Origin of the sequence: Bacillus sp. FSL W8-1143 (genome assembly GCF_037965155.1) — a bacterium.
In the GTDB taxonomy this organism is placed as follows: domain Bacteria; phylum Bacillota; class Bacilli; order Bacillales; family Bacillaceae; genus Bacillus; species Bacillus pumilus.
This window is the reverse complement of sequence record NZ_CP150182.1, coordinates 594,032-615,846: the sequence shown is the minus strand read 5'-3', so window position 1 is coordinate 615,846 and position 21,815 is coordinate 594,032. Positions and strand designations below refer to the sequence as shown.

17 protein-coding genes, 4 tRNA genes, 3 rRNA genes and 1 pseudogene are annotated in these 21,815 nt (G+C 44.1%); 6 read left to right on the top strand and 19 right to left on the bottom strand.

What is annotated here, in order from left to right; genetic code table 11:
• Positions 1–13: 13 nt before the first annotated feature.
• Complete coding sequence (locus NSQ36_RS03085) at positions 14–667, bottom strand: redox-sensing transcriptional repressor Rex (protein ID WP_003214118.1); 654 nt, start codon at positions 665–667, stop codon at positions 14–16.
• Positions 668–682: 15 nt separating this feature from the next.
• Positions 683–1,174 (bottom strand): cyclic pyranopterin monophosphate synthase MoaC, encoded by a 492-nt coding sequence (gene moaC, locus NSQ36_RS03080; RefSeq protein ID WP_003214058.1) that lies wholly within the window; start codon positions 1,172–1,174, stop codon positions 683–685.
• Between the two features lie 139 nt (positions 1,175–1,313).
• On the opposite strand from moaC, the gene abc-f reads away from it, so the two are divergent.
• Complete coding sequence (gene abc-f, locus NSQ36_RS03075; protein ID WP_335356069.1) at positions 1,314–3,236, top strand: ABC-F type ribosomal protection protein; 1,923 nt, start codon at positions 1,314–1,316, stop codon at positions 3,234–3,236.
• Positions 3,237–3,507: 271 nt separating this feature from the next.
• Here the strand turns inward: abc-f and tsaD are convergent, their stop codons facing one another.
• The 12 genes from tsaD to NSQ36_RS03015 form a co-directional block, all read right to left on the bottom strand.
• Positions 3,508–4,536, bottom strand: a complete 1,029-nt coding sequence (gene tsaD / locus NSQ36_RS03070; RefSeq protein WP_339206728.1) for a tRNA (adenosine(37)-N6)-threonylcarbamoyltransferase complex transferase subunit TsaD — start codon at positions 4,534–4,536, stop codon at positions 3,508–3,510.
• The gene (gene rimI / locus NSQ36_RS03065; protein WP_003214231.1) at positions 4,529–4,957 is read right to left on the bottom strand and encodes a ribosomal protein S18-alanine N-acetyltransferase; all 429 of its coding nucleotides are present in this window, start codon (positions 4,955–4,957) and stop codon (positions 4,529–4,531) included. Before rimI ends, tsaD begins: the two co-directional genes overlap by 8 nt.
• Positions 4,958–4,982: 25 nt before the next feature.
• On the bottom strand, positions 4,983–5,672 hold the full coding sequence (gene tsaB, locus NSQ36_RS03060; protein ID WP_339206726.1) for a tRNA (adenosine(37)-N6)-threonylcarbamoyltransferase complex dimerization subunit type 1 TsaB: 690 nt from the start codon (positions 5,670–5,672) through the stop codon (positions 4,983–4,985).
• Positions 5,653–6,129, bottom strand: a complete 477-nt coding sequence (gene tsaE, locus NSQ36_RS03055; protein ID WP_003214433.1) for a tRNA (adenosine(37)-N6)-threonylcarbamoyltransferase complex ATPase subunit type 1 TsaE — start codon at positions 6,127–6,129, stop codon at positions 5,653–5,655. The genes tsaB and tsaE overlap by 20 nt, the downstream gene beginning before the upstream one ends.
• 13 nt (positions 6,130–6,142) lie before the next feature.
• Positions 6,143–7,120: a thiamine-phosphate kinase gene (gene thiL, locus NSQ36_RS03050; protein ID WP_339206724.1), complete on the bottom strand. Its 978-nt coding sequence runs from the start codon at positions 7,118–7,120 to the stop codon at positions 6,143–6,145.
• Between the two features lie 277 nt (positions 7,121–7,397).
• Positions 7,398–7,474 (bottom strand) — tRNA-Asp (locus tag NSQ36_RS03045).
• A 48-nt stretch (positions 7,475–7,522) separates the two neighbouring features.
• A tRNA-Met gene (locus NSQ36_RS03040) sits at positions 7,523–7,599 on the bottom strand.
• Between the two features lie 18 nt (positions 7,600–7,617).
• Positions 7,618–7,733, bottom strand: a 5S ribosomal RNA gene (gene rrf / locus NSQ36_RS03035).
• A gap of 61 nt (positions 7,734–7,794) precedes the next feature.
• Positions 7,795–10,725: ribosomal RNA gene (locus NSQ36_RS03030) — 23S ribosomal RNA — on the bottom strand.
• Between the two features lie 182 nt (positions 10,726–10,907).
• A 16S ribosomal RNA gene (locus NSQ36_RS03025) occupies positions 10,908–12,456 on the bottom strand.
• The 16S, 23S and 5S rRNA genes sit together here with 4 tRNA genes alongside, the layout of an rRNA operon.
• A 180-nt stretch (positions 12,457–12,636) precedes the next feature.
• Positions 12,637–12,710: transfer RNA gene (locus NSQ36_RS03020), tRNA-Gly, on the bottom strand.
• Between the two features lie 11 nt (positions 12,711–12,721).
• Positions 12,722–12,798: transfer RNA gene (locus NSQ36_RS03015), tRNA-Arg, on the bottom strand.
• A gap of 369 nt (positions 12,799–13,167) precedes the next feature.
• Between NSQ36_RS03015 and gltP the strand changes: the two genes are divergently transcribed.
• Positions 13,168–14,418: a glutamate-aspartate/proton symporter GltP gene (gene gltP, locus NSQ36_RS03010; protein ID WP_034620243.1), complete on the top strand. Its 1,251-nt coding sequence runs from the start codon at positions 13,168–13,170 to the stop codon at positions 14,416–14,418.
• 187 nt (positions 14,419–14,605) lie between these two features.
• On the opposite strand, the pseudogene NSQ36_RS03005 reads toward gltP, so the two are convergent.
• Both NSQ36_RS03005 and NSQ36_RS03000 read right to left on the bottom strand, forming a co-directional pair.
• Positions 14,606–15,625 (bottom strand): annotated as a pseudogene (locus tag NSQ36_RS03005) (S66 peptidase family protein).
• 71 nt (positions 15,626–15,696) lie between these two features.
• Positions 15,697–16,572, bottom strand: coding sequence for a DMT family transporter (locus NSQ36_RS03000; protein ID WP_335356284.1), 876 nt, complete (start codon positions 16,570–16,572; stop codon positions 15,697–15,699).
• Between the two features lie 293 nt (positions 16,573–16,865).
• Here NSQ36_RS03000 and NSQ36_RS02995 point away from each other — a divergent pair, with 293 nt between their 5' ends.
• Together NSQ36_RS02995 and NSQ36_RS02990 are read left to right on the top strand one after the other, a co-directional pair.
• Positions 16,866–17,591 (top strand): AzlC family ABC transporter permease, encoded by a 726-nt coding sequence (locus tag NSQ36_RS02995; protein ID WP_003214127.1) that lies wholly within the window; start codon positions 16,866–16,868, stop codon positions 17,589–17,591.
• On the top strand, positions 17,588–17,908 hold the full coding sequence (locus tag NSQ36_RS02990) for an AzlD domain-containing protein (protein WP_106030211.1): 321 nt from the start codon (positions 17,588–17,590) through the stop codon (positions 17,906–17,908). Before NSQ36_RS02995 ends, NSQ36_RS02990 begins: the two co-directional genes overlap by 4 nt.
• Before the next feature lie 36 nt (positions 17,909–17,944).
• Here NSQ36_RS02990 and NSQ36_RS02985 read toward each other — a convergent pair whose 3' ends face one another.
• The 3 genes from NSQ36_RS02985 to NSQ36_RS02975 form a co-directional block, all read right to left on the bottom strand.
• Positions 17,945–18,607: an O-methyltransferase gene (locus NSQ36_RS02985; protein WP_106066398.1), complete on the bottom strand. Its 663-nt coding sequence runs from the start codon at positions 18,605–18,607 to the stop codon at positions 17,945–17,947.
• A gap of 148 nt (positions 18,608–18,755) precedes the next feature.
• Positions 18,756–18,941, bottom strand: coding sequence for a CsbD family protein (locus NSQ36_RS02980; protein ID WP_003213978.1), 186 nt, complete (start codon positions 18,939–18,941; stop codon positions 18,756–18,758).
• Between the two features lie 152 nt (positions 18,942–19,093).
• A complete protein-coding gene (locus NSQ36_RS02975) occupies positions 19,094–20,083 on the bottom strand; it encodes an aldo/keto reductase family protein (RefSeq protein WP_050945658.1) in 990 nt (329 codons plus the stop codon).
• Positions 20,084–20,245: 162 nt separating this feature from the next.
• Here NSQ36_RS02975 and NSQ36_RS02970 point away from each other — a divergent pair, with 162 nt between their 5' ends.
• On the top strand, positions 20,246–21,139 hold the full coding sequence (locus NSQ36_RS02970; protein WP_137055591.1) for a LysR substrate-binding domain-containing protein: 894 nt from the start codon (positions 20,246–20,248) through the stop codon (positions 21,137–21,139).
• 122 nt (positions 21,140–21,261) lie between these two features.
• A complete protein-coding gene (locus tag NSQ36_RS02965; RefSeq protein ID WP_050945657.1) occupies positions 21,262–21,813 on the top strand; it encodes a GNAT family N-acetyltransferase in 552 nt (183 codons plus the stop codon).
• Positions 21,814–21,815: the final 2 nt, after the last annotated feature.

Sequence of the window (21,815 nt, the reverse complement as noted above, 5' to 3'; positions counted from 1 at the left end):
TTACCCCTTTTCGTCAATCCTCCTGTGTAACAGAGTAATGCTTTAAGAAATACACAAGTGACTGAAGTTCAACCGCCAAATCTATATGATGAATTCGAATGTGTTCCGGCACATTCAATCGAGCCGGCGTAAAATTAAGGATTCCTTTGATGCCAAGGGCAATCAAACGATCTGTAATGGGTTGAGCTGCTACGGCAGGTACTGTCAAAATGGCAACAGGAATATCTCCTACCTCTTGAACATGCTCTTCAAGCTTATCCAAATCATAGACAGGCACGCCGCCTATCTCACTTCCTATTTTACTCTCATTGACGTCAAAAGCCATTGAAATTTTTGTATTATTGTTTTTGATGAAATTATAGTGTAAAAAAGCAGTCCCTAAATTCCCGACACCGATGAGCATTACATTGGTCATTTCATCTTGGTCAAGTGTCTTTCTGAAGAAGGTCAAAAGGTAATCGACATTATAGCCATAGCCCTTCTTCCCAAGTGCACCAAAGTACGAAAAATCTCGGCGAATGGTAGCAGAATCCACTTTGACTGCATCACTAAGCTCTGCTGATGACACCCTTTGTTTTCCTGATGCATGCAGATTTTTTAAAAAACGGTAATATAGCGGCAAACGTTTGGCTGTCGCTTGTGGAATTTTTGACTGATCTATATTCATATAAGGTCCTCCAACTTAAATATCAGATGCTCTGTGAAAATCACCGTTTTTCCCGCCTGTCTTTTCAATTAAATAGGTAGGACCGATGATCATGCCTTTATCAATCGCTTTGCACATGTCGTAAACAGTCAGTGCACATACTGAAGCAGAAGTGAGCGCTTCCATCTCCACACCCGTACTTCCTTTTGTTTTCACTTGTACTTGTATGTTCAGAATGTGCGCATTTCCGTCTTCCTCCCAATCAAAGGAGATATCCACACCTTTTAGTGCAAGCGGATGACACATTGGAATGATGGTAGATGTTTGCTTTGCTGCCATAATGCCAGCAACCTGTGCAACAGACAGCACATCGCCTTTTCCAATTTCACGCTGCTCTATTTTATGAAACACTTCTTTTATCATACGAACGCTAGAAGCAGCAACGGCGGTTCTCACGGTAGACGATTTGTCACTAATGTCGACCATCTTTGCTCTTCCCTGTTCGTTAAAGTGGCTAAATTGACTCATCTTTTCAACGCTCCCTCACTCAAATGATACACTATTTTTTCCTATCTGTCTTTCATTTGAATATGGCGATTGTATGTAACATTTGCTGGTTTACTGCTGATAAGCTACACTTAACATATTATAGCAGAGGTGAAGTTACATGATGATTCTACAAGTGAATCAGCTGTCCAAATCGTTTGGTGCTGATACCGTTTTAACGAATATAAAATTGGAAGTCAAAGCAAGGGATCGGATTGCCATTGTAGGTCGTAACGGCGCAGGCAAATCCACCCTTTTGAAAATCATTGCCGGTCAATTGTCTTACGAGCAAGGTGAGATCATCAAACCGAAAGACCTATCGATCGGCTATTTAGCACAGCATACCGATGTGACGTCTACACGTACGTTAAAAGACGAATTATTATCGGTTTTTGATCATTTGAAAAAGATGGAACAAGAGATGAGAACCATCGAGGAGAAAATGGCTTCCTCTACAGGTTCTGAGCTAGATTCCCTCATGAAAACCTATGACAGGCTACAGCAGGAATTTAAAGACCAAGGCGGCTATCAATACGAAGCAGACGTCCGCTCCATTCTTCATGGACTCGGCTTTAGTCACTTTGAAGATGAGACAACCGTTCAATCCTTAAGCGGCGGCCAGAAAACCCGTCTAGCGCTTGGAAAGCTCTTATTAATGAAACCAGAACTCTTAATTCTGGACGAGCCGACCAACCATTTAGATATTGATACCTTATCATGGCTGGAGCAGTATTTGCAAAATTATACAGGCGCCATTCTGATCGTGTCCCATGACCGCTACTTCTTAGACAAAGTGGTGAACCATGTTTATGAAGTCTCAAGAACTGCCATGAAAAAGTTTGCAGGCAACTATAGTAAGTATCTTGATCTGAAAGCTGAGCAGCTAGAGCGCGATATGAAGCTTTACGAAAAGCAGCAAGAAGAAATCTCAAAGCTTCAGGATTTCGTAGATCGCAATCTAGCAAGAGCCTCAACCACAAAGCGCGCTCAGAGCAGACGCAAGCAGCTGGAACGGATGGATCGTATAGATAAGCCATTAGGTGATGAAAAATCTGCAAACTTTCATTTTGATATTACGAGACAAAGCGGCAATGATGTGCTGAAGGTACATGATCTCGACATTCGTTATGATGAAAAAACACCGCTCCTATCCTCTCTTTCTTTTCAGATCAAACGAGAGGATAGCGTGGCACTCATTGGTCCTAATGGGATCGGGAAATCAACCCTTTTAAAAACGTTAACGAACACAATAAAGCCTGTAAAAGGCGACATCACCTTTGGATCTCATGTCACAATCGGCTACTATGACCAAGAACAAGCCAAACTGACATCCTCCAAAAAAGTGCTGAATGAGCTTTGGGATGACTATCCTCATATGAATGAAAAAGAAATTCGGACATGTTTAGGGAACTTCCTCTTTTCCGGTGACGACGTCTTAAAGCCCGTTCATGCATTAAGCGGTGGAGAAAAAGCGCGCCTTGCCCTGGCAAAGCTGATGCTCCAAAAAGCCAATTTCCTGATACTTGATGAGCCTACGAACCATTTAGACTTAGATAGTAAGGAAATTTTAGAAAATGCACTGATTGATTACCCAGGAACCATCTTATTTGTGTCTCATGACCGTTATTTTATCAACCGTCTGGCAACGAAAGTATTCGAACTGTCGCCTACAGAAACAAAAGAGTATCTCGGTGATTATGACTACTACCTTGAAAAGAAAAATGAACAATTAGAGCTTGAAGCGATTCAAGAAAATGAAGCGCTGAAAAAACAAGCAGCCAAGCCAGTTGAAACGGCAAAGCTTTCTTATGCGGAAGAAAAAGAACTGAAAAAGAAAGAAAGACAAAAGCAGCGCAGAATCGAGGAAATTGAAGAACGGATTGCTGTCATTGAAGCTAAGCTTGGTGAAAATGAAGAGCTTCTATGTGATCCTGCTATTTTTCAAGATCACGAGAAGGTCCAAAACATTCAAACAGAAAACGATACACTTCATCAAGAGCTGGAATCCCTTTTCGCAGAGTGGGAAGAGCTATCCGAATCGTAAAGAGTGCCCTAATGGGTGCTCTTTTTTCTTTTAGTGAAAATTTCTTATCCACATTAATATCCACAATAACTTCTTTATTATTCTTTTAAAAATCGGACTTATCCACTTTATCCACAGAGATTTAATCACATATCCACATAAAAGAACGTATTTGTGCACATCCACTTCATTTTAAAACGAAATTTTCTAACAATTGTGGATATATCACGTTTACTTGTGAATAACTCGCTTTCATTAAAAATGAAAAAAACCTGTGTATCCACAGGAGTTTTTATTCATATGAGACAAGCGGTAAGCCCGGCTGGCCATTCATCGCCATATCGCCTCTTATACCTTTTTCAAACGCAATGGTTCCAGCAGCAGCGATCATGGCTGCATTGTCTGTACAAAGAGATAATGGTGGAATAATGACCTTCACGTCAGGAAGCTTCGTGAATGCTGTCGTTAAAGCTTCTCTCAGTCCTTTATTGGCAGCGACTCCACCAGCTAGGACAACTTGCTTGACGCCATAGGCCTCAGCCGCTTTTAATGTTTTCCCAACAAGCACCTCAATGACACTTGCTTGAAAACTTGCTGCCAAATTCTCTGGAGTAATTGTTTCTCCTTTTTGAGATGCATTGTGTAGTGTGTTAATAACAGCTGATTTTAATCCACTAAAGCTAAAGTGATAGGAACCTTCTTCAAGCCATGCACGTGGAAGCTTAATCGTTGGCTCTCCTTCATGTGCTAACCGATCAATATGAGGTCCGCCTGGATACGGGAGACCCATCGTCCGGGCCACTTTATCGTATGCTTCTCCAGCCGCATCATCTAATGTTTCTCCGATAACCTCAAAAGACCCGTGCTCTTTCATTAGTACAAGCTCAGTATGTCCACCAGAGACGACAAGAGCCAAACATGGAAACTGCAATTCATCTACAAGTTGGTTTGCATAAATATGCCCCGCGATATGATGTACACCAACAAGAGGAATTTGATGAGCAAAGCTCAGTGCCTTGGCTGCATTGACACCGATCAGAAGAGCACCGACTAAGCCCGGTCCTTCTGTGACAGCAATGGCATCTAAATCCTGAAAGCTCATATTGGCCTGTGCCATTACTTCTTCTAACACGATGGTGACTTGCTCCACGTGATGCCTTGAAGCAATTTCTGGGACAACTCCGCCAAATCGTTTATGGCTTTCTATTTGCGATGCGACAATATTCGCTACAATTTCTTTCCCATTTTTCACAATAGATGCCGCTGTTTCATCACAGCTTGTCTCTATACCTAATATAAATCGATCTGTTTGTTCACTCATTTATATTCACCCACATGACCAATGCATCTTCCCCATTATCCGTATAATAATTCTTTCGAATAGAAGCTGGTCTGAAACCAAGCTTTTCATAAAGGGATTGTGCAGGTGTATTTGACACCCGCACCTCTAAAGAAAGATGATCTGTCTTTTTTTCTTTACAAAATTCCATGACATATCGCAGCAATGCTTCCCCGTAACCCTTTCCTCTATGCTCAGGGAGAATCGCAATGTTCGTAATTTGTGCATCGTCCATGACGATCCAGACCCCGCAATAGCCAACAGGCTGCTCATCTTCTTCAATGAGGAAATAATGGCTGTACTGGTTATGGAGAATCTCATAGACAAATGATTCTTTTTTCCAAGGCGCAGTAAACGAATGCACTTCAATCGTATATACCTCTGGAATGTCCGCTACCGTCATTTTTCGAATCTCGGTTATGTTGAGATTATTTTTGTCCTTCAAGCCATTTCACTTCCGCTTCTGCCAAACGAATATAGTTAGGAACAAGCTGATGGACATCTTCAGCAGGACGATCTGCCCCTAAAAACGCAAGCATTGAAGATCTTGGGTTATGAAAAGCTCCCTCCGCTATCACAGCCGTTTCTCCTAAAATGGAGCCAATGCTTTCTTCATGAAGATGCACATCCTGTCCAAGGAATAGGACAGGCTTTCCTGTCTGCTTCAGCTCATGAAGCCAATCCGTGAGCAAGATATTTTGGTCTGGTTTGATCTCTTTGATTTTTCCTTCTTTAAACGTATATAGCCCAGTATATACTTGTCCTCTTCTCGCATCGAATAGTGGCGAGATCCATCCATCAAAGTATTGACCATTTGCCGCAAGTGTTTCTAAACTCGAAACAGCCGATATCGGGATAGACAGCGTCCATGCGAGTGTTTTGGCAATGGTCACACCAATTCGGACGCCAGTGTAGGAACCAGGTCCTTTTGCTACAACAATTTTACTTAGTTCACTTGGGGCTACACCACATTCTTTCATCAATGCCTCAACAGTCGGCATCGCTCGGACGGAATGGTTCTTTTTTAAATACGTAATGCTCTCACCAATCACTGTGGAATCTTTGACAAGGGCAATTCCTAGTGTATGGTTTGACGTATCAATTGCCAGTATGGTCAAATTCTTTCATCTCCTTACAAAGGGTCTCATAGCGTTCCCCTTTTGCACTAAACGTAAGATGACGTTCTTCTTCACGTTCTGTTCTTAGCATTTCTATTTTCAAGTAGGAGGAAGGCAATTGAGGTCCAATAAGATGTGCCCACTCAACCAAGCATACACCTTCGCCCTCAAAATATTCTTCGAGCCCGATATCTTCTTCCGCATCTTCCATGCGGTACACATCCATATGATAAAGTGGCAGTCTGCCATCGGTATATTCTTTAATAATCGTAAAGGTAGGGCTGTTGACGATACGGGTAATCCCTAAGCCTCCTGCAAAACCTTTTGAAAAAGTCGTTTTGCCTGCGCCTAAATCTCCTTCTAATGTCAAAACATCGCCTGGCATCACAAGTTTGGCCAATGCAGCGGCAATTCGTTTCGTCTCATCCGCACCTTTTGTCGTCCACGTTAATTTCACAGTTGATGTCACCTCATTTCTTAAAATGATTATATCCTTTTTTCATTAACATTGTTTGCTGTTCATTGTCTTTTAATAGAACGCTTGCTGCTTGATCACCTTTGACTTGTCCAATGCGTTTGACTTGAATGTCTTTTTTTCTACATTGCATTTCAAAGCTATCCCAATCAGCCTCTGAAATTGTACCAGTTAATACAAAGTCTTCCCCGCCAAATAACACCCATTCCAGCCAGTCTTTACGCAGCACTGGTAAATTTGGATGTACAGGGAGCTTGTTTGCTTCTATCTCTATCGTCACACGACTCGCTTCGGCTATCTCATTCAGCTCACTCGCTAATCCATCACTCACATCATTCAAGGTGACCCGCGGGAAGCTTGAGCAAATGAGGCCAGCAGTAATGTGGGGCTGAGGCTTTTTATGACGCTCAAGAAAAAAGGCTGTGTCGACTGCCTTGGGAGGGGCTACTTCGTTCATTAAAAGTGATAATCCAGCAGCTGATGAACCAAGCTCACCTGTGACAAAGACGACGTCTCCTGTCTGAGCACTGTGACGATAACAAGCTTTTCCCTTTGGTACCTCGCCAATGACCGTCACTGTAATGACAAAGTCACTTCGAGTGGCAACCGTATCTCCACCAATCAAATCCATATGATAAATATCAGCCAATGCTCTCATTCCCTCGTAAAGAGCTGAAACGATCGTCTCATCACCATGAGGCGGGATCGCAATTGATACAAGATAATACTTTGGGGTTCCTCCCATTGCGGCGATATCACTGACATTGACCGCTAGTGCTTTAAAGCCAATCTCAAAAGGTGTGGAAAAATCAAAGCGAAAATGAACATGCTCCACCATTGTATCAACACAAACGACCTCTTCACAATGTGAATGAGGTTGATAAACACTTGCATCATCTCCGATACCCATAACCAAAGAACGCTGATGTGTTTCTTTTGGTGTAATTCGGCGAATAAGATCAAATTCATCCATAAAAAGACAGCCCCTTCATGCAATCAATTGATTGAATAGACACGATGTCAGACATAATTAGTATTAGTGTAAGCCAATATGAGTTTCAGTTTCAATTAAAAATGATATAAAGAAAGCCTGGTATGAAAAAACCAAGCTGGGTTGAAGTGATCTATCTTTTCTTTTTACATAACGTGTAACCAAACACAACGCCATTCAATGTATATTGGATACGTATGAAAAGAAAAAGACATAAAAAAAAACGAAACTATACGTTTTCGTTTACAAGTCATAAAAATGGCGGTCCGGACGGGACTCGAACCCGCGACCTCCTGCGTGACAGGCAGGCATTCTAACCAACTGAACTACCGGACCATTTTGGTTGCACTCACTGAGCACTACCCATTGGTATATAAAATAATTTGGTTGCGGGGGCAGGATTTGAACCTGCGACCTTCGGGTTATGAGCCCGACGAGCTACCGAACTGCTCCACCCCGCGACGATATAAATATAACAAGCTTGGCGGCGTCCTACTCTCACAGGGGGAGACCCCCAACTACCATCGGCGCTGAAGAGCTTAACTTCCGTGTTCGGTATGGGAACGGGTGTGACCTCTTCGCTATCGCCACCAAACCTGATGGAGAGAATGTTCTCTCAAAACTAGATAACAATGTTCAAACTTCACATTAGAATATAGGTTAAGTCCTCGATCTATTAGTATCTGTCAGCTCCACGTGTCACCACGCTTCCACCTCAGACCTATCAACCTGATCATCTTTCAGGGATCTTACTTCCTTGCGGAATGGGAAATCTCATCTTGAGGGGGGCTTCATGCTTAGATGCTTTCAGCACTTATCCCGTCCGCACATAGCTACCCAGCGATGCCCTTGGCAGAACAACTGGTACACCAGCGGTGCGTCCATCCCGGTCCTCTCGTACTAAGGACAGCTCCTCTCAAATTTCCTGCGCCCGCGACGGATAGGGACCGAACTGTCTCACGACGTTCTGAACCCAGCTCGCGTACCGCTTTAATGGGCGAACAGCCCAACCCTTGGGACCGACTACAGCCCCAGGATGCGATGAGCCGACATCGAGGTGCCAAACCTCCCCGTCGATGTGGACTCTTGGGGGAGATAAGCCTGTTATCCCCGGGGTAGCTTTTATCCGTTGAGCGATGGCCCTTCCATGCGGAACCACCGGATCACTAAGCCCGACTTTCGTCCCTGCTCGACTTGTAGGTCTCGCAGTCAAGCTCCCTTGTGCCTTTACACTCTGCGAATGATTTCCAACCATTCTGAGGGAACCTTTGGGCGCCTCCGTTACATTTTAGGAGGCGACCGCCCCAGTCAAACTGCCCACCTGACACTGTCTCCCTGCCCGATAAGGGCAGCGGGTTAGAAGGTCAATACAGCCAGGGTAGTATCCCACCGATGCCTCCACCGAAGCTAGCGCTCCGGTTTCCAAGGCTCCTACCTATCCTGTACAAGCTGTACCAACATTCAATATCAGGCTGCAGTAAAGCTCCACGGGGTCTTTCCGTCCTGTCGCGGGTAACCTGCATCTTCACAGGTACTATAATTTCACCGAGTCTCTCGTTGAGACAGTGCCCAGATCGTTGCGCCTTTCGTGCGGGTCGGAACTTACCCGACAAGGAATTTCGCTACCTTAGGACCGTTATAGTTACGGCCGCCGTTTACTGGGGCTTCAATTCGCACCTTCGCTTACGCTAAGCGCTCCTCTTAACCTTCCAGCACCGGGCAGGCGTCAGCCCCTATACTTCGCCTTACGGCTTCGCAGAGACCTGTGTTTTTGCTAAACAGTCGCCTGGGCCTATTCACTGCGGCTTCTCGGGGCTTTAACACCCTAAGAAGCACCCCTTCTCCCGAAGTTACGGGGTCATTTTGCCGAGTTCCTTAACGAGAGTTCTCTCGATCACCTTAGGATTCTCTCCTCGCCTACCTGTGTCGGTTTGCGGTACGGGCACCTCTCACCTCGCTAGAGGCTTTTCTTGGCAGTGTGGAATCAGGAACTTCGCTACTAAATTTCGCTCGCCATCACAGCTCAGCCTTCACGGGAAACGGATTTGCCTATTTCCCAGCCTAACTGCTTGGACGCGGATATCCAATACCGCGCTTACCCTATCCTCCTGCGTCCCCCCATTGCTCAAATGGTGAGGAGGTGGTACAGGAATATCAACCTGTTGTCCATCGCCTACGCCTTTCGGCCTCGGCTTAGGTCCCGACTAACCCTGAGCGGACGAGCCTTCCTCAGGAAACCTTAGGCATTCGGTGGACGGGATTCTCACCCGTCTTTCGCTACTCATACCGGCATTCTCACTTCTAAGCGCTCCACCAGTCCTTCCGGTCTGACTTCACAGCACTTAGAACGCTCTCCTACCACTGTTCGTAAGAACAGTCCGCAGCTTCGGTGATACGTTTAGCCCCGGTACATTTTCGGCGCAGAGTCACTCGACCAGTGAGCTATTACGCACTCTTTAAATGGTGGCTGCTTCTAAGCCAACATCCTGGTTGTCTAAGCAACTCCACATCCTTTTCCACTTAACGTATACTTTGGGACCTTAGCTGGCGGTCTGGGCTGTTTCCCTTTCGACTACGGATCTTATCACTCGCAGTCTGACTCCCAAGGATAAGTCATCGGCATTCGGAGTTTGACTGAATTCGGTAACCCGGTAGGGGCCCCTAGTCCAATCAGTGCTCTACCTCCGAGACTCTTACCTTGAGGCTAGCCCTAAAGCTATTTCGGAGAGAACCAGCTATCTCCAGGTTCGATTGGCATTTCACCCCTACCCACACCTCATCCCCGCACTTTTCAACGTGCGTGGGTTCGGGCCTCCATTCAGTGTTACCTGAACTTCACCCTGGACATGGGTAGATCACCTGGTTTCGGGTCTACGACCACGTACTCATGCGCCCTATTCAGACTCGCTTTCGCTGCGGCTCCGCATCTTCTGCTTAACCTTGCACGGGATCGTAACTCGCCGGTTCATTCTACAAAAGGCACGCCATCACCCTTTAACGGGCTCTGACTACTTGTAGGCACACGGTTTCAGGATCTATTTCACTCCCCTTCCGGGGTGCTTTTCACCTTTCCCTCACGGTACTGGTTCACTATCGGTCACTAGGGAGTATTTAGCCTTGGGAGATGGTCCTCCCGGATTCCGACGGAATTTCACGTGTTCCGCCGTACTCAGGATCCACTCTGGAGAGAACAACATTTCAGTTACAGGGCTGTTACCTTCTTTGGCGGGCCTTTCCAGACCTCTTCGCTTATATCGTTCCTTTGTAACTCCGTATAGAGTGTCCTACAACCCCAAGAGGCAAGCCTCTTGGTTTGGGCTGTTCCCGTTTCGCTCGCCGCTACTCAGGGAATCGCATTTGCTTTCTCTTCCTCCGGGTACTTAGATGTTTCAGTTCCCCGGGTATGCCTTCTCATACTCTATGTATTCAAGTATGGATACTACTCCATTACGAGCAGTGGGTTTCCCCATTCGGAAATCTCCGGATCAAAGCTTGCTTACAGCTCCCCGAAGCATATCGGTGTTCGTCCCGTCCTTCATCGGCTCCTAGTGCCAAGGCATCCACCGTGCGCCCTTTCTAACTTAACCATTTCTTACTTTAGAAAGAATCACTATGTGTGATGAACTTTGCATTGCATTCAATGTGAATGTATTACTTATTGTTATCTAGTTTTCAAAGAACAATCCTGTCTCGCTAGAGACATGTCTTGAAGGAATGATCCTTCAAAACTAAACAAGACGAAAACGCACACTGCTCCATATATCCTTAGAAAGGAGGTGATCCAGCCGCACCTTCCGATACGGCTACCTTGTTACGACTTCACCCCAATCATCTGCCCCACCTTCGGCGGCTGGCTCCATAAAGGTTACCTCACCGACTTCGGGTGTTGCAAACTCTCGTGGTGTGACGGGCGGTGTGTACAAGGCCCGGGAACGTATTCACCGCGGCATGCTGATCCGCGATTACTAGCGATTCCAGCTTCACGCAGTCGAGTTGCAGACTGCGATCCGAACTGAGAACAGATTTATGGGATTGGCTAAACCTTGCGGTCTCGCAGCCCTTTGTTCTGTCCATTGTAGCACGTGTGTAGCCCAGGTCATAAGGGGCATGATGATTTGACGTCATCCCCACCTTCCTCCGGTTTGTCACCGGCAGTCACCTTAGAGTGCCCAACTAAATGCTGGCAACTAAGATCAAGGGTTGCGCTCGTTGCGGGACTTAACCCAACATCTCACGACACGAGCTGACGACAACCATGCACCACCTGTCACTCTGTCCCCGAAGGGAAAGCCCTATCTCTAGGGTTGTCAGAGGATGTCAAGACCTGGTAAGGTTCTTCGCGTTGCTTCGAATTAAACCACATGCTCCACCGCTTGTGCGGGCCCCCGTCAATTCCTTTGAGTTTCAGTCTTGCGACCGTACTCCCCAGGCGGAGTGCTTAATGCGTTAGCTGCAGCACTAAGGGGCGGAAACCCCCTAACACTTAGCACTCATCGTTTACGGCGTGGACTACCAGGGTATCTAATCCTGTTCGCTCCCCACGCTTTCGCTCCTCAGCGTCAGTTACAGACCAGAGAGTCGCCTTCGCCACTGGTGTTCCTCCACATCTCTACGCATTTCACCGCTACACGTGGAATTCCACTCTCCTCTTCTGCACTCAAGTTTCCCAGTTTCCAATGACCCTCCCCGGTTGAGCCGGGGGCTTTCACATCAGACTTAAGAAACCGCCTGCGAGCCCTTTACGCCCAATAATTCCGGACAACGCTTGCCACCTACGTATTACCGCGGCTGCTGGCACGTAGTTAGCCGTGGCTTTCTGGTTAGGTACCGTCAAGGTGCGAGCAGTTACTCTCGCACTTGTTCTTCCCTAACAACAGAGCTTTACGATCCGAAAACCTTCATCACTCACGCGGCGTTGCTCCGTCAGACTTTCGTCCATTGCGGAAGATTCCCTACTGCTGCCTCCCGTAGGAGTCTGGGCCGTGTCTCAGTCCCAGTGTGGCCGATCACCCTCTCAGGTCGGCTACGCATCGTCGCCTTGGTGAGCCATTACCCCACCAACTAGCTAATGCGCCGCGGGTCCATCTGTAAGTGACAGCCGAAACCGTCTTTCATCCTTGAACCATGCGGTTCAAGGAACTATCCGGTATTAGCTCCGGTTTCCCGGAGTTATCCCAGTCTTACAGGCAGGTTACCCACGTGTTACTCACCCGTCCGCCGCTAACATCCGGGAGCAAGCTCCCTTCTGTCCGCTCGACTTGCATGTATTAGGCACGCCGCCAGCGTTCGTCCTGAGCCAGGATCAAACTCTCCGAGGTATGCAGGATGCATATCACACATGCGTTGCTACACGATGTAGCGAACTTAGCATGTGATCATTTCCTGCCTCGTCAGCGTTTGACTGACTACCTATGATATAACATAGGATTTTTTATAAAAACTCGAATTAACAGGTACGTTTTGTCTTGTTTAGTTTTCAAAGATCATATTTCAAAAAATGGAGCGGGTGATGAGAATCGAACTCACGACATCAGCTTGGAAGGCTGAGGTTTTACCACTAAACTACACCCGCGTGGTTTGTATTGGCGCGCCCGAGAGGAGTCGAACCCCTAACCTTTTGATCCGTAGTCAAACGCTCTATCCAATTGAGCTACGGGCGCTTAATCAGGCGACTTAATTATCTTAACATATCGTTTTTATCAAGTCAATATCTTTTTGAGATTTGTTTGTCGCATGTGTTTGAATGTCTTTGTTTCAAATACGTCATCAGCGACGAATAAAAATATACCATGGATCACATAAAAGGGTCAATACATTTTTCTAAAAAAGTTTCATGTTTTTTAAGAAGTGGTTTTTTCTTAGATAAATAGAGATGCAATAACCCTATTTTCTTCCCTTTCTTCATAATTCCAATGATTCTTAAATAAAATCTTTCTAAATCCAAAGGAGGACAAAACATGGTCACATAGAATTTTTATTTATTGGAAAATTCTTAAAATTTTCCAAGCATTTAAAGGGGGTAGGAGATGATGAAAAAGTTCGTCGCTTTTCAAATCATGATCGCTTTGGTGATAGGAGCTCTTATCGGCCATTTCTTTCCTGACTTCGGGATGGCTCTCAGGCCAATTGGAGATGGATTCATCAGGTTGATTAAAATGATCGTTGTTCCTATCGTTTTCTCTACCATTGTTATTGGTGCAGCTGGCAGTGGTGGTATGAAAAAAATGGGCAGTCTAGGATTAAAGACGATCATTTGGTTTGAGGTCATTACAACCATCGTTCTAGGAATTGGTCTATTGCTGGCTAATGTTCTAAAGCCAGGCGTTGGCCTTGACTTCTCTAAATTAGCTAAGAAAGATATTGGTGAATTAGACGGCTATACGCAGAAAGTCGTCGACTTTAAACAAATGGTACTCGATATCATTCCAACGAATATCGTCGATGTCATGGCTCAAAATGATTTACTAGCTGTCATTTTCTTCGCCATATTATTTGGTGTAGCGGCAAGCGGTATCGGTAAGGCATCCGCTCCTGTTCTCAACTTCTTTGAATCAGTGGCACAAATTATGTTTAAGCTAACGCAGATGGTCATGGTGACAGCACCTATTGGAGTGCTTGCATTAATGGCTGCTTCTGTTGGTCAATATGGCATTGTGTTATTAATTCCAATGATGAAGCTTGTTGGGACTGTATTTTTAGGTTTATTCATTATTCTCTTTGCTTTGTTCCCTCTGGTCGCACTGATCTTCCGTTTTAACTACTTCGAAGTTTTAAAAATGATTTGGGATTTGTTCTTGGTTGCCTTCTCTACTACAAGTACAGAAACCGTCCTTCCTCAGCTTATGTCACGAATGGAGAAATACGGCTGTCCGAAAAGAATTGTCTCCTTTGTCATCCCATCTGGTCTTTCTCTCAATTGTGATGGGTCCAGTTTATATTTATCGGTTTCCTGTGTGTTTCTTGCACAAGCGTTTGGTGTCGACATGAGTTTGTCACAGCAGCTTTTGATGATGCTTGTTCTTGTGTTAACGAGTAAAGGGATTGCAGCGGTGCCATCCGGTTCACTCGTCGTACTTTTGGCAACCGCCCATGCAGTAGGTCTTCCAGCAGAAGGCGTCGCCATTATCGCCGGTGTCGATCGAATTATGGATATGGCACGAACTGGTGTGAACGTTCCAGGTCATGCCGTTGCATGTATTGTCGTATCGAAATGGGAGAAAGTATTCCGTGAGTCTGCTTGGGAAGTTCCAAAAGCAGGTGAAGAAACAAAAGGAATGTAGTGTTATATGAAGGAAAGGGCTTCCCCTTTCCTTCAGCGTGTAGACAAACCCTCGCATTCGTTGTCAGTCCTGCGCTCCGGTGCTCACGAATGTCAAATTCGCTCCGGTACTCGTCCTTCCTAGACTTCAAAGGTTTTCTATCACGCTGAAAAGAAAACAAAAGGAAAGGGCTTCCCCTTTCCTTTTCTTATGATAAAAATGCTTGCTTTAGGACCGCTTTGCCTTGAGGTTGCAGCTGCACTTCTGCATATGCGCCATTAACCAGCGTCATTTGCGGCGGGACATGCCCACAATCTATATCGTAAAAAATGGGGATTTTTAATTCCTTTTGTAATTCTTCATATACATCATGATACTGATACCCTTCCACAGGCACATCTACTGCACTTCGCCCAAACATAATACCTGAACAATGGTCAAACCATCCTGCTAGTTTCAATTGAACAAGCGATCTCTTCACGCTTACAGCATTTAATTCACAGTTTTCAAAGTACCAGAGAATTGGTTCATCTTTTAAGAATGTTTTTTGAAAAGCTTTGACATCTCCAAAAGGCGTCCCAGCTAAGTGGCGTATGACATCAATACAGCCGCCCATTAGCCTCCTCTTTACCATCTTTTCTTGTCGATCAACCGTATGCCATGCGGTCGGTTCTGTTAAATGAAAAACATGTTCAATCGGATTGTCATACTGCCATTCCTTTTGATACATAGATGAAGAATATTGGCTGATGTCCATTTCCCCTTTTGTTGAAAGTACTTCTTCCCACATGACAGTTGTTTGATCAAGCTCTTCTCCCTGAAGATCTACTAGGTTCGGTCCATGCGCAGTGGCAATGCCTGTTTTTAAAGTTAACGCCAGCAGAAGCGCACTCGTATCCGAGTAACCAAGAATCCACTTTTTTTGCATCGATGAGAAATCAAGGTGCTCTAACACCTCCATCAGAAGCTGCCCTCCCCATGGCGGGATGATGTGATCAATCTAATCACAGGTCATCATGTACTGAAGCTCCTTTGCTCGTTCTACGGCAGGAGCTGATTTTGCCTTTTCCTGGTGCCATACCGTATCTCCACATATGACATCATAGCCTCTTTTTTTCATTCGCTCGCATGAGAGCTGAAACATGTCATGCAAAGACGGCTGTACACCTGAGGAAGGTGCTGTGACGCCAATTGTTTGTCCTTTTTGTAATTGTGGAAATTGTATCATCCTATTTCCCTCCATCCTCTCTCAATCTCTCATTTATAAAGAGGAGCCCCTATTACAAGGGACATCTTCTTTTATTCCTTTTGACGCAGCACAGTATAGACACCTGCAAAGATACATAGAATGCCAATGAATGAGCGTAATCCCATTTCTTCTCCCAAAAGCAGCCAGCCAAGAACGGCACCTACGATCGGTTGAAAGAAAAAGAACAAACCGCCGCTTGAGGCATCCATTAATTGAAGCCCTCTATTCCATAAAAAGAATGCTAGAGCTGTTGAGATGATGCCTAGATAAAGAATACCGCCCCAAATCTCCGGCCTTGCCATCTGTTCCACATCTAGGTGAGGTAAACGAAATAATACAGGCGGTGTTAAAACAATGAATGCAATGATGATCGCATATGTGGTTGTCACCACCTGAGGGTACTTTCCTGGGACACGTTTGAGCAAAACAGACATCAGCGCCCATGTTAAAGCAGCGAAGACCAATGAAAGACCACCGACAAATTCATCTGTCTGTACTGCAACTGGTCCAATCATGAGCCATACACCTGCTGTAGCAAGCAGGATGGATGCGCACTTTCGAACAGTCATGGCTTCTTTTAATAGAAAGAAAGCAAACAGCACCATAAACGCAGGAGTTGCAGATGTAATAACAGCCCCCATTTGTGCAGAGGTATACATCGTCCCAATTTCTTGGGTCACGATTGAAAGGAAATTTCCGATCAGCCCAATCAACACCATAAGCGGGATATCTTTTTTATCTAATCGAAAGGAATAGCCCAAGCGCCAAATGGTGAACACCAACACGACTCCTGCTACAGCATATCTCATCCAGACGAGCTCAAGTGGCGGAACAACCGCTACTGTTACTTTGACAACAACGTACATGCCGCCCCAAATACTTGCTGCGATTGCTAGGTAAAGGGCGCCTATATATTTTTCATTCATCATTTTCCCTCCGTTATTGGATATTTTGAATACCATATCCACAAACGGAGATCACTCTCCGTTATGGACGGAGGGCATTTGGAACATCATGTTCAAACAAAGGTTTGCACAGCATCGTCGTCACTCCAATTTTTTTATTTTCTGATACTTTATAACAGATTCTGGATGACTTCAATCCTTTTTGCACCTTTTTTCTTTATATAATAGAAGATAAGGGGATATTGACATGCTAAATTCGTTTTCATATAGTAAGTAAAACTATAGGTCGTCACGCAGAAAAGGAGTAGAGGTCGTTGGATATTGAAGCTAGAAAACATATTCCCAGCACGGAACATGAACCATTTCTCGAGGGAATAAAAGATTGTGTGCCAACCCTGCTTGGTTATATGAGTATCGGGTTTGCCTTTGGAATTGTTGGAATTAGCGCACAGTTAAGCCTATGGGACATTGCGCTTCTAGCAATCTTTATTTACGCAGGTGCTTCACAGTTTATTATCTGTGCACTGCTTGTCACGGGAAGCCCCCTTTCCGCTATTATTCTCACTACATTTATTGTGAATCTGCGTCATTTATTACTAAGCCTGACGCTGGCTCCTCATTTTACACGCTACTCTTTAAAACAAAATATTGGATTCGGTCTATTGCTGACTGATGAATCCTTTGGCGTAGCTATGAATAAATTAGCTCAGCATGGAAAGCTGAATAACCGGTGGATGCACGGGCTGAACATAACGGCTTATTTGTGCTGGATTGCTGCCTGTATACTTGGCGGCATTTTTGGACACTGGATCTCAAATCCTGAAGCACTTGGTCTTGATTTTGCTCTTTCCGCTATGTTTGCTGCACTGCTGGTTCTTTCTTTGCAAACTGTGCCTAAAAGTAAATTAACCCATCGCCTGTCACTTGTTTTGTATATGGTCGTTGCGATGTTTGTCCTGCTTCATTTTGTTCCATCACACGTGGCTGTTCTGTTAGCCACCATAATTGTCGCAACCATTGGGGTGGTGACAGATAAATGATCAGCAGTTTTATGATGTGGCTCATTCTCGGCTGTATGATTGTCACTGTGATTCCAAGGGTCGTTCCCTTTATATTTGTACGAAGTATCGAGCTGCCTGAAGTGGTGCTCAAGTGGTTATCGTTTATTCCCATTTGTATCTTTACGGCTTTAATTGCAGAGCATTTGTTCATTCATACCACAACAGGTGTCACCATTCACTGGATGTACCTTGCTGTCTTGGTTCCGACCGTCGTGATCGCTGTTTGGACAAAGAGCTTATCACTTACTGTTCTTGTAGGCGTCCTGCTGATGGGGACTGCCAGATGGTTTTTTTAAAAGAAAAAGCTTAACCGCATGCGGTTAAGCTTTGTTTCATTTTACGATTCCGTATACAAATCCATCATAACCCTTTTCACCAACAGTTTGAATGGCTGTAGCCTCTATTCTTGACTCTTGTTTGAGTAAATTGAAAAATTCACGAGTTCCTTGCACTCGTTCATCCCCATCAGAGTCATGAAGGACTGCTCCATTTCTCACGACATTGTCTGCAATAATGACTGTTCCCTTTTTTGAGAAGTGTAACGCCCACTTTAGATATTTCGGGTTGTTCGGTTTATCTGCATCAATGAAAATCAAATCGAATGGAAGCACATCCCTCTCTTTTAACTGAGATAGCGTATCCAATGCCTTTCCTTGCAAAATGCTCACCCGTTCCGATAAGCCCGCTCTACTAATGTTTTGCTGCGCAATCTGTACATGGTGGCTGACAGCCTCTAATGTGATGAGTTCTCCATCCTCTTCAAGAGCACGCGCCAACCAAATGGTACTGTATCCACCAAGTGTCCCGATCTCTAAAATGCGCTTTGCATTCTTGGTTTTTGCTAATAAATAAAGCATTTTCCCTTGAGCTGGTGACACATCAATTTCTGGCAGGCCTGCTTGCTTATTATGAGTAAGAGCTTGCTCCAAAACATCATCTTTAGGAATCAACTTGTCTGTGATATACTCGTCAACTTTCTCCCACACTTGCTTCATCTCAACCATCTCCCTTGATCATGTCTTCTGTCTCAAGTCTACATGATGATAGCGAGCGCGTATAATCAATTCTTTTCACACATCTATTCATTTTATTGATGAAAGACATGTCATGATGGAGACATGAAGCAGTGCCATGTTTTCGGATTTACTGGTTCAGGTGATTTTTCAAATCCCCTTTTTTATCTTGAAGCTTTCCTTTGGCTTGATCCTTTTTCCCTTCTGCTTTCAGGTTTTGATGATCTGTTGCTTCGCCAAGCTTCTCTTTCAATTGACCTTTGGCTTGATTTGTTTTTCCTTTCGCTTTATCCATATGTCCTTTTTCTTCACTCATTTGTTCCACCTCCACGTTTGATACTATTCATTTAGCCTTTTTCACAGATACAAAACATCTGAGTGTGCGATCCAAGAAACTACAGCAACAAGAAAATCCAGCCAAGGTCGGCTGGATTAAAAATAATGATCTATAAGATAGACTTAAAAGCTTTAACCTGTTTTACTCTGATCGTACTCAACAAGATCACCTAGAATTTCGTCAATCTGATTCATCATCTCAGTTTCAATTTTCACCTCAGATGCTAAAGCATTCTCCCTCACCTGTTCTGGACTAGAAGCACCGATAATTGCTGCAGAAACGTTCTGATTTTGCAGTACCCATGCTATCGCAAGCTGAGCGAGAGTAAGATCAACCTCTTGTGCGATGGGCTTAAGCTTTTGGATCGCCTCTAAGGTATTATTATTCATCCAGCGTTGAGCAAGGTTTTTAAAAAAAGGTTTTCCAGCAGGTGAGTTAGCACGCGAATTAGTCGGAAGTGATTTTCCTGGGAGATACTTTCCAGTAAGAATTCCTTGGGCCAAAGGCGACCATACTACCTGGCCAAGTCCTTCGCGCTGACAGGTCGGTATTACATCACTTTCAATGATTCTCCATAGCATGGAGTATTGAGGTTGGCTGGCAATTAGGGGGACTTTTAGCTCTCGTGCAAGCGCTGCCCCTCGAGTAATTTGTTCTGCTGTCCACTCACTTACACCAATATAGTTCACTTTCCCCTGTCTTACTAAATCTGCGAAAGCTAACATCGTTTCTTCCAGAGGTGTAGTTGGATCAAACCTGTGTGCATAGTAAATATCAATATAATCCGTTTGTAAACGTCGCAAAGAGGCATGACAGTTTTCCAAAATATGCTTGCGTGATAATCCTCTATCGTTTTTCCCTGTACCGGTTGGATGACATACTTTTGTACATAGTTCAATGCTCTCCCGCCGGATCCCTTTTAAAGACCTGCCTAGTATCTCTTCAGCCTTGGTGTCTGAATAAACATCAGCAGTATCAAACGTCGTAATACCAACATCAAGAGCAGCTTTCACACAATCATGGGCAGTTTCTTCATTTATCTTACCACCATGATTAATCCAGTTTCCGTATGCAAGTTTACTAATTGTTAATCCACTATTTCCAAGTTTACTATACTCCATAATAATGCCCTCCTTTTGAAAGAATACTTTCATTATAAAAAGAGGCCCTTAATATGTATAATATATATATTCAGATAAATATATATATATTTTATATAACTAAAAATATTTCCATTAAAAAAACACAATAAGCAATGTTGAAATTTATAGGGGGCATAAAAAATGGATCTGAGACAAATACGTTATTTTATCATGGTTGCTGAAGAACTAAATTTTAGCCGGGCAGCTGAACGTCTTAAAATGGCACAGCCTCCATTAAGTCAGGAAATTCGCAAATTAGAAGAAGAGTTAGGTGTTACGCTTTTTCATAGAACGAGAAGACAGGTTGAACTTTCAGATTCGGGGAGAGTATTTTTAGAAGAAGCCCGCCGTACGCTTCTTCAAGTAGATAGAACGATTAAAGCAACACAACTTGCAGATGACGGAAGAATAGGTCATTTGACGATCGGCTTCGTTGATTCTACTGATATTGTGATTGATATTATTAAAAGGTTTCGAGAAAGTTTCCCTAACATCCAACTTGTCTTATGTGAAATGGCTACAGAACAGCAGTTAAAAGCACTATATAAGAAAGAAATTCAAATAGGATTTATTCGTTCTAACCAAAATAATAAGATACTTACCTCAGAAATTTGTTGTGAGGAATCATTAAGCTTGGTTTTGCCAGAAAATCATCCTTTAGCTTCATTTCCCAAAGTTCCAATTCATTTATTAGCCAATGAACCATTTATCATGTTTCCACGTCATCTAGGTGCAGCATTTTATGATTTAATTATCAGCTACTTTTGGGAAAATAGCATAAGTTTAAACGTAGTTCAGGAAGCTATTCAAATGCATACGATTGTGAATTTAGTTGCTGCAGGAATGGGAATCTCTGTGGTTCCATCCTCAGTAGAAAGCGTAAAACGTTCAGGGGTTGTTTATAGAAAAATCCAAGAAACTACACCAAAAGTAAATTTATATGTTTCATGGAGACAAGATGAAACATCAACCGTCGCTGACCACTTTTTAACAGTTGTGAGAGAAGCCTATTTAAGTTCTCAGTCTAAATCATGAAAATCCAGCCAGGGTCAGCTGGATTAAAAAATAATGATCTATAAGACAGACTTAAAAGCTTTCACCTGCTATGTACACGTTTCAGGTATGATAGACATAATGGAAAGAAAGGTTGGTGTTCTATGATTATCTCTGAAAACATATTCACCGTTCGTAACTTGACCTATCGTATTCGGTCTGCTGCAATTGGCGATGCCAAGCAGTTATCAGCGCTCAGACTGAAAATTGATGGTGAAACAGAATATTTAGACCGTGAACCAGGCGAAGCCTTTCTTCATGAAAAAGATTTTGAGGTGTTGATTCAAGATGATACCAAAAAAAGCAAACATTTATTTTTGGTCGCTGATATTGAAGGGGAAATTGTTGGTTTCTCCAGATGTGAGGGACATTCACTCAAGCGCTCTGCTCACAAAGTGACTTTTGGGGTCGCCATTCAAAAGGATGTTTGGGGCTATCACATTGGCAAAGAGCTTTTAGCCGCTTCTATTGACTGGGCTGATCAGCAAGGCATCCAGAAGATGTCACTTCAAGTGCTAGAAACGAACCAAAAAGCCATTCGGTTATATGAGCACCATGGCTTTCTGATTGAAGGGGTATTAAAAAAGGATAAACGTCTGGCAGATGGACTTTATTACAATACTGTTGTGATGGGCAGGCAGCGGCCAAGCTTCTGACT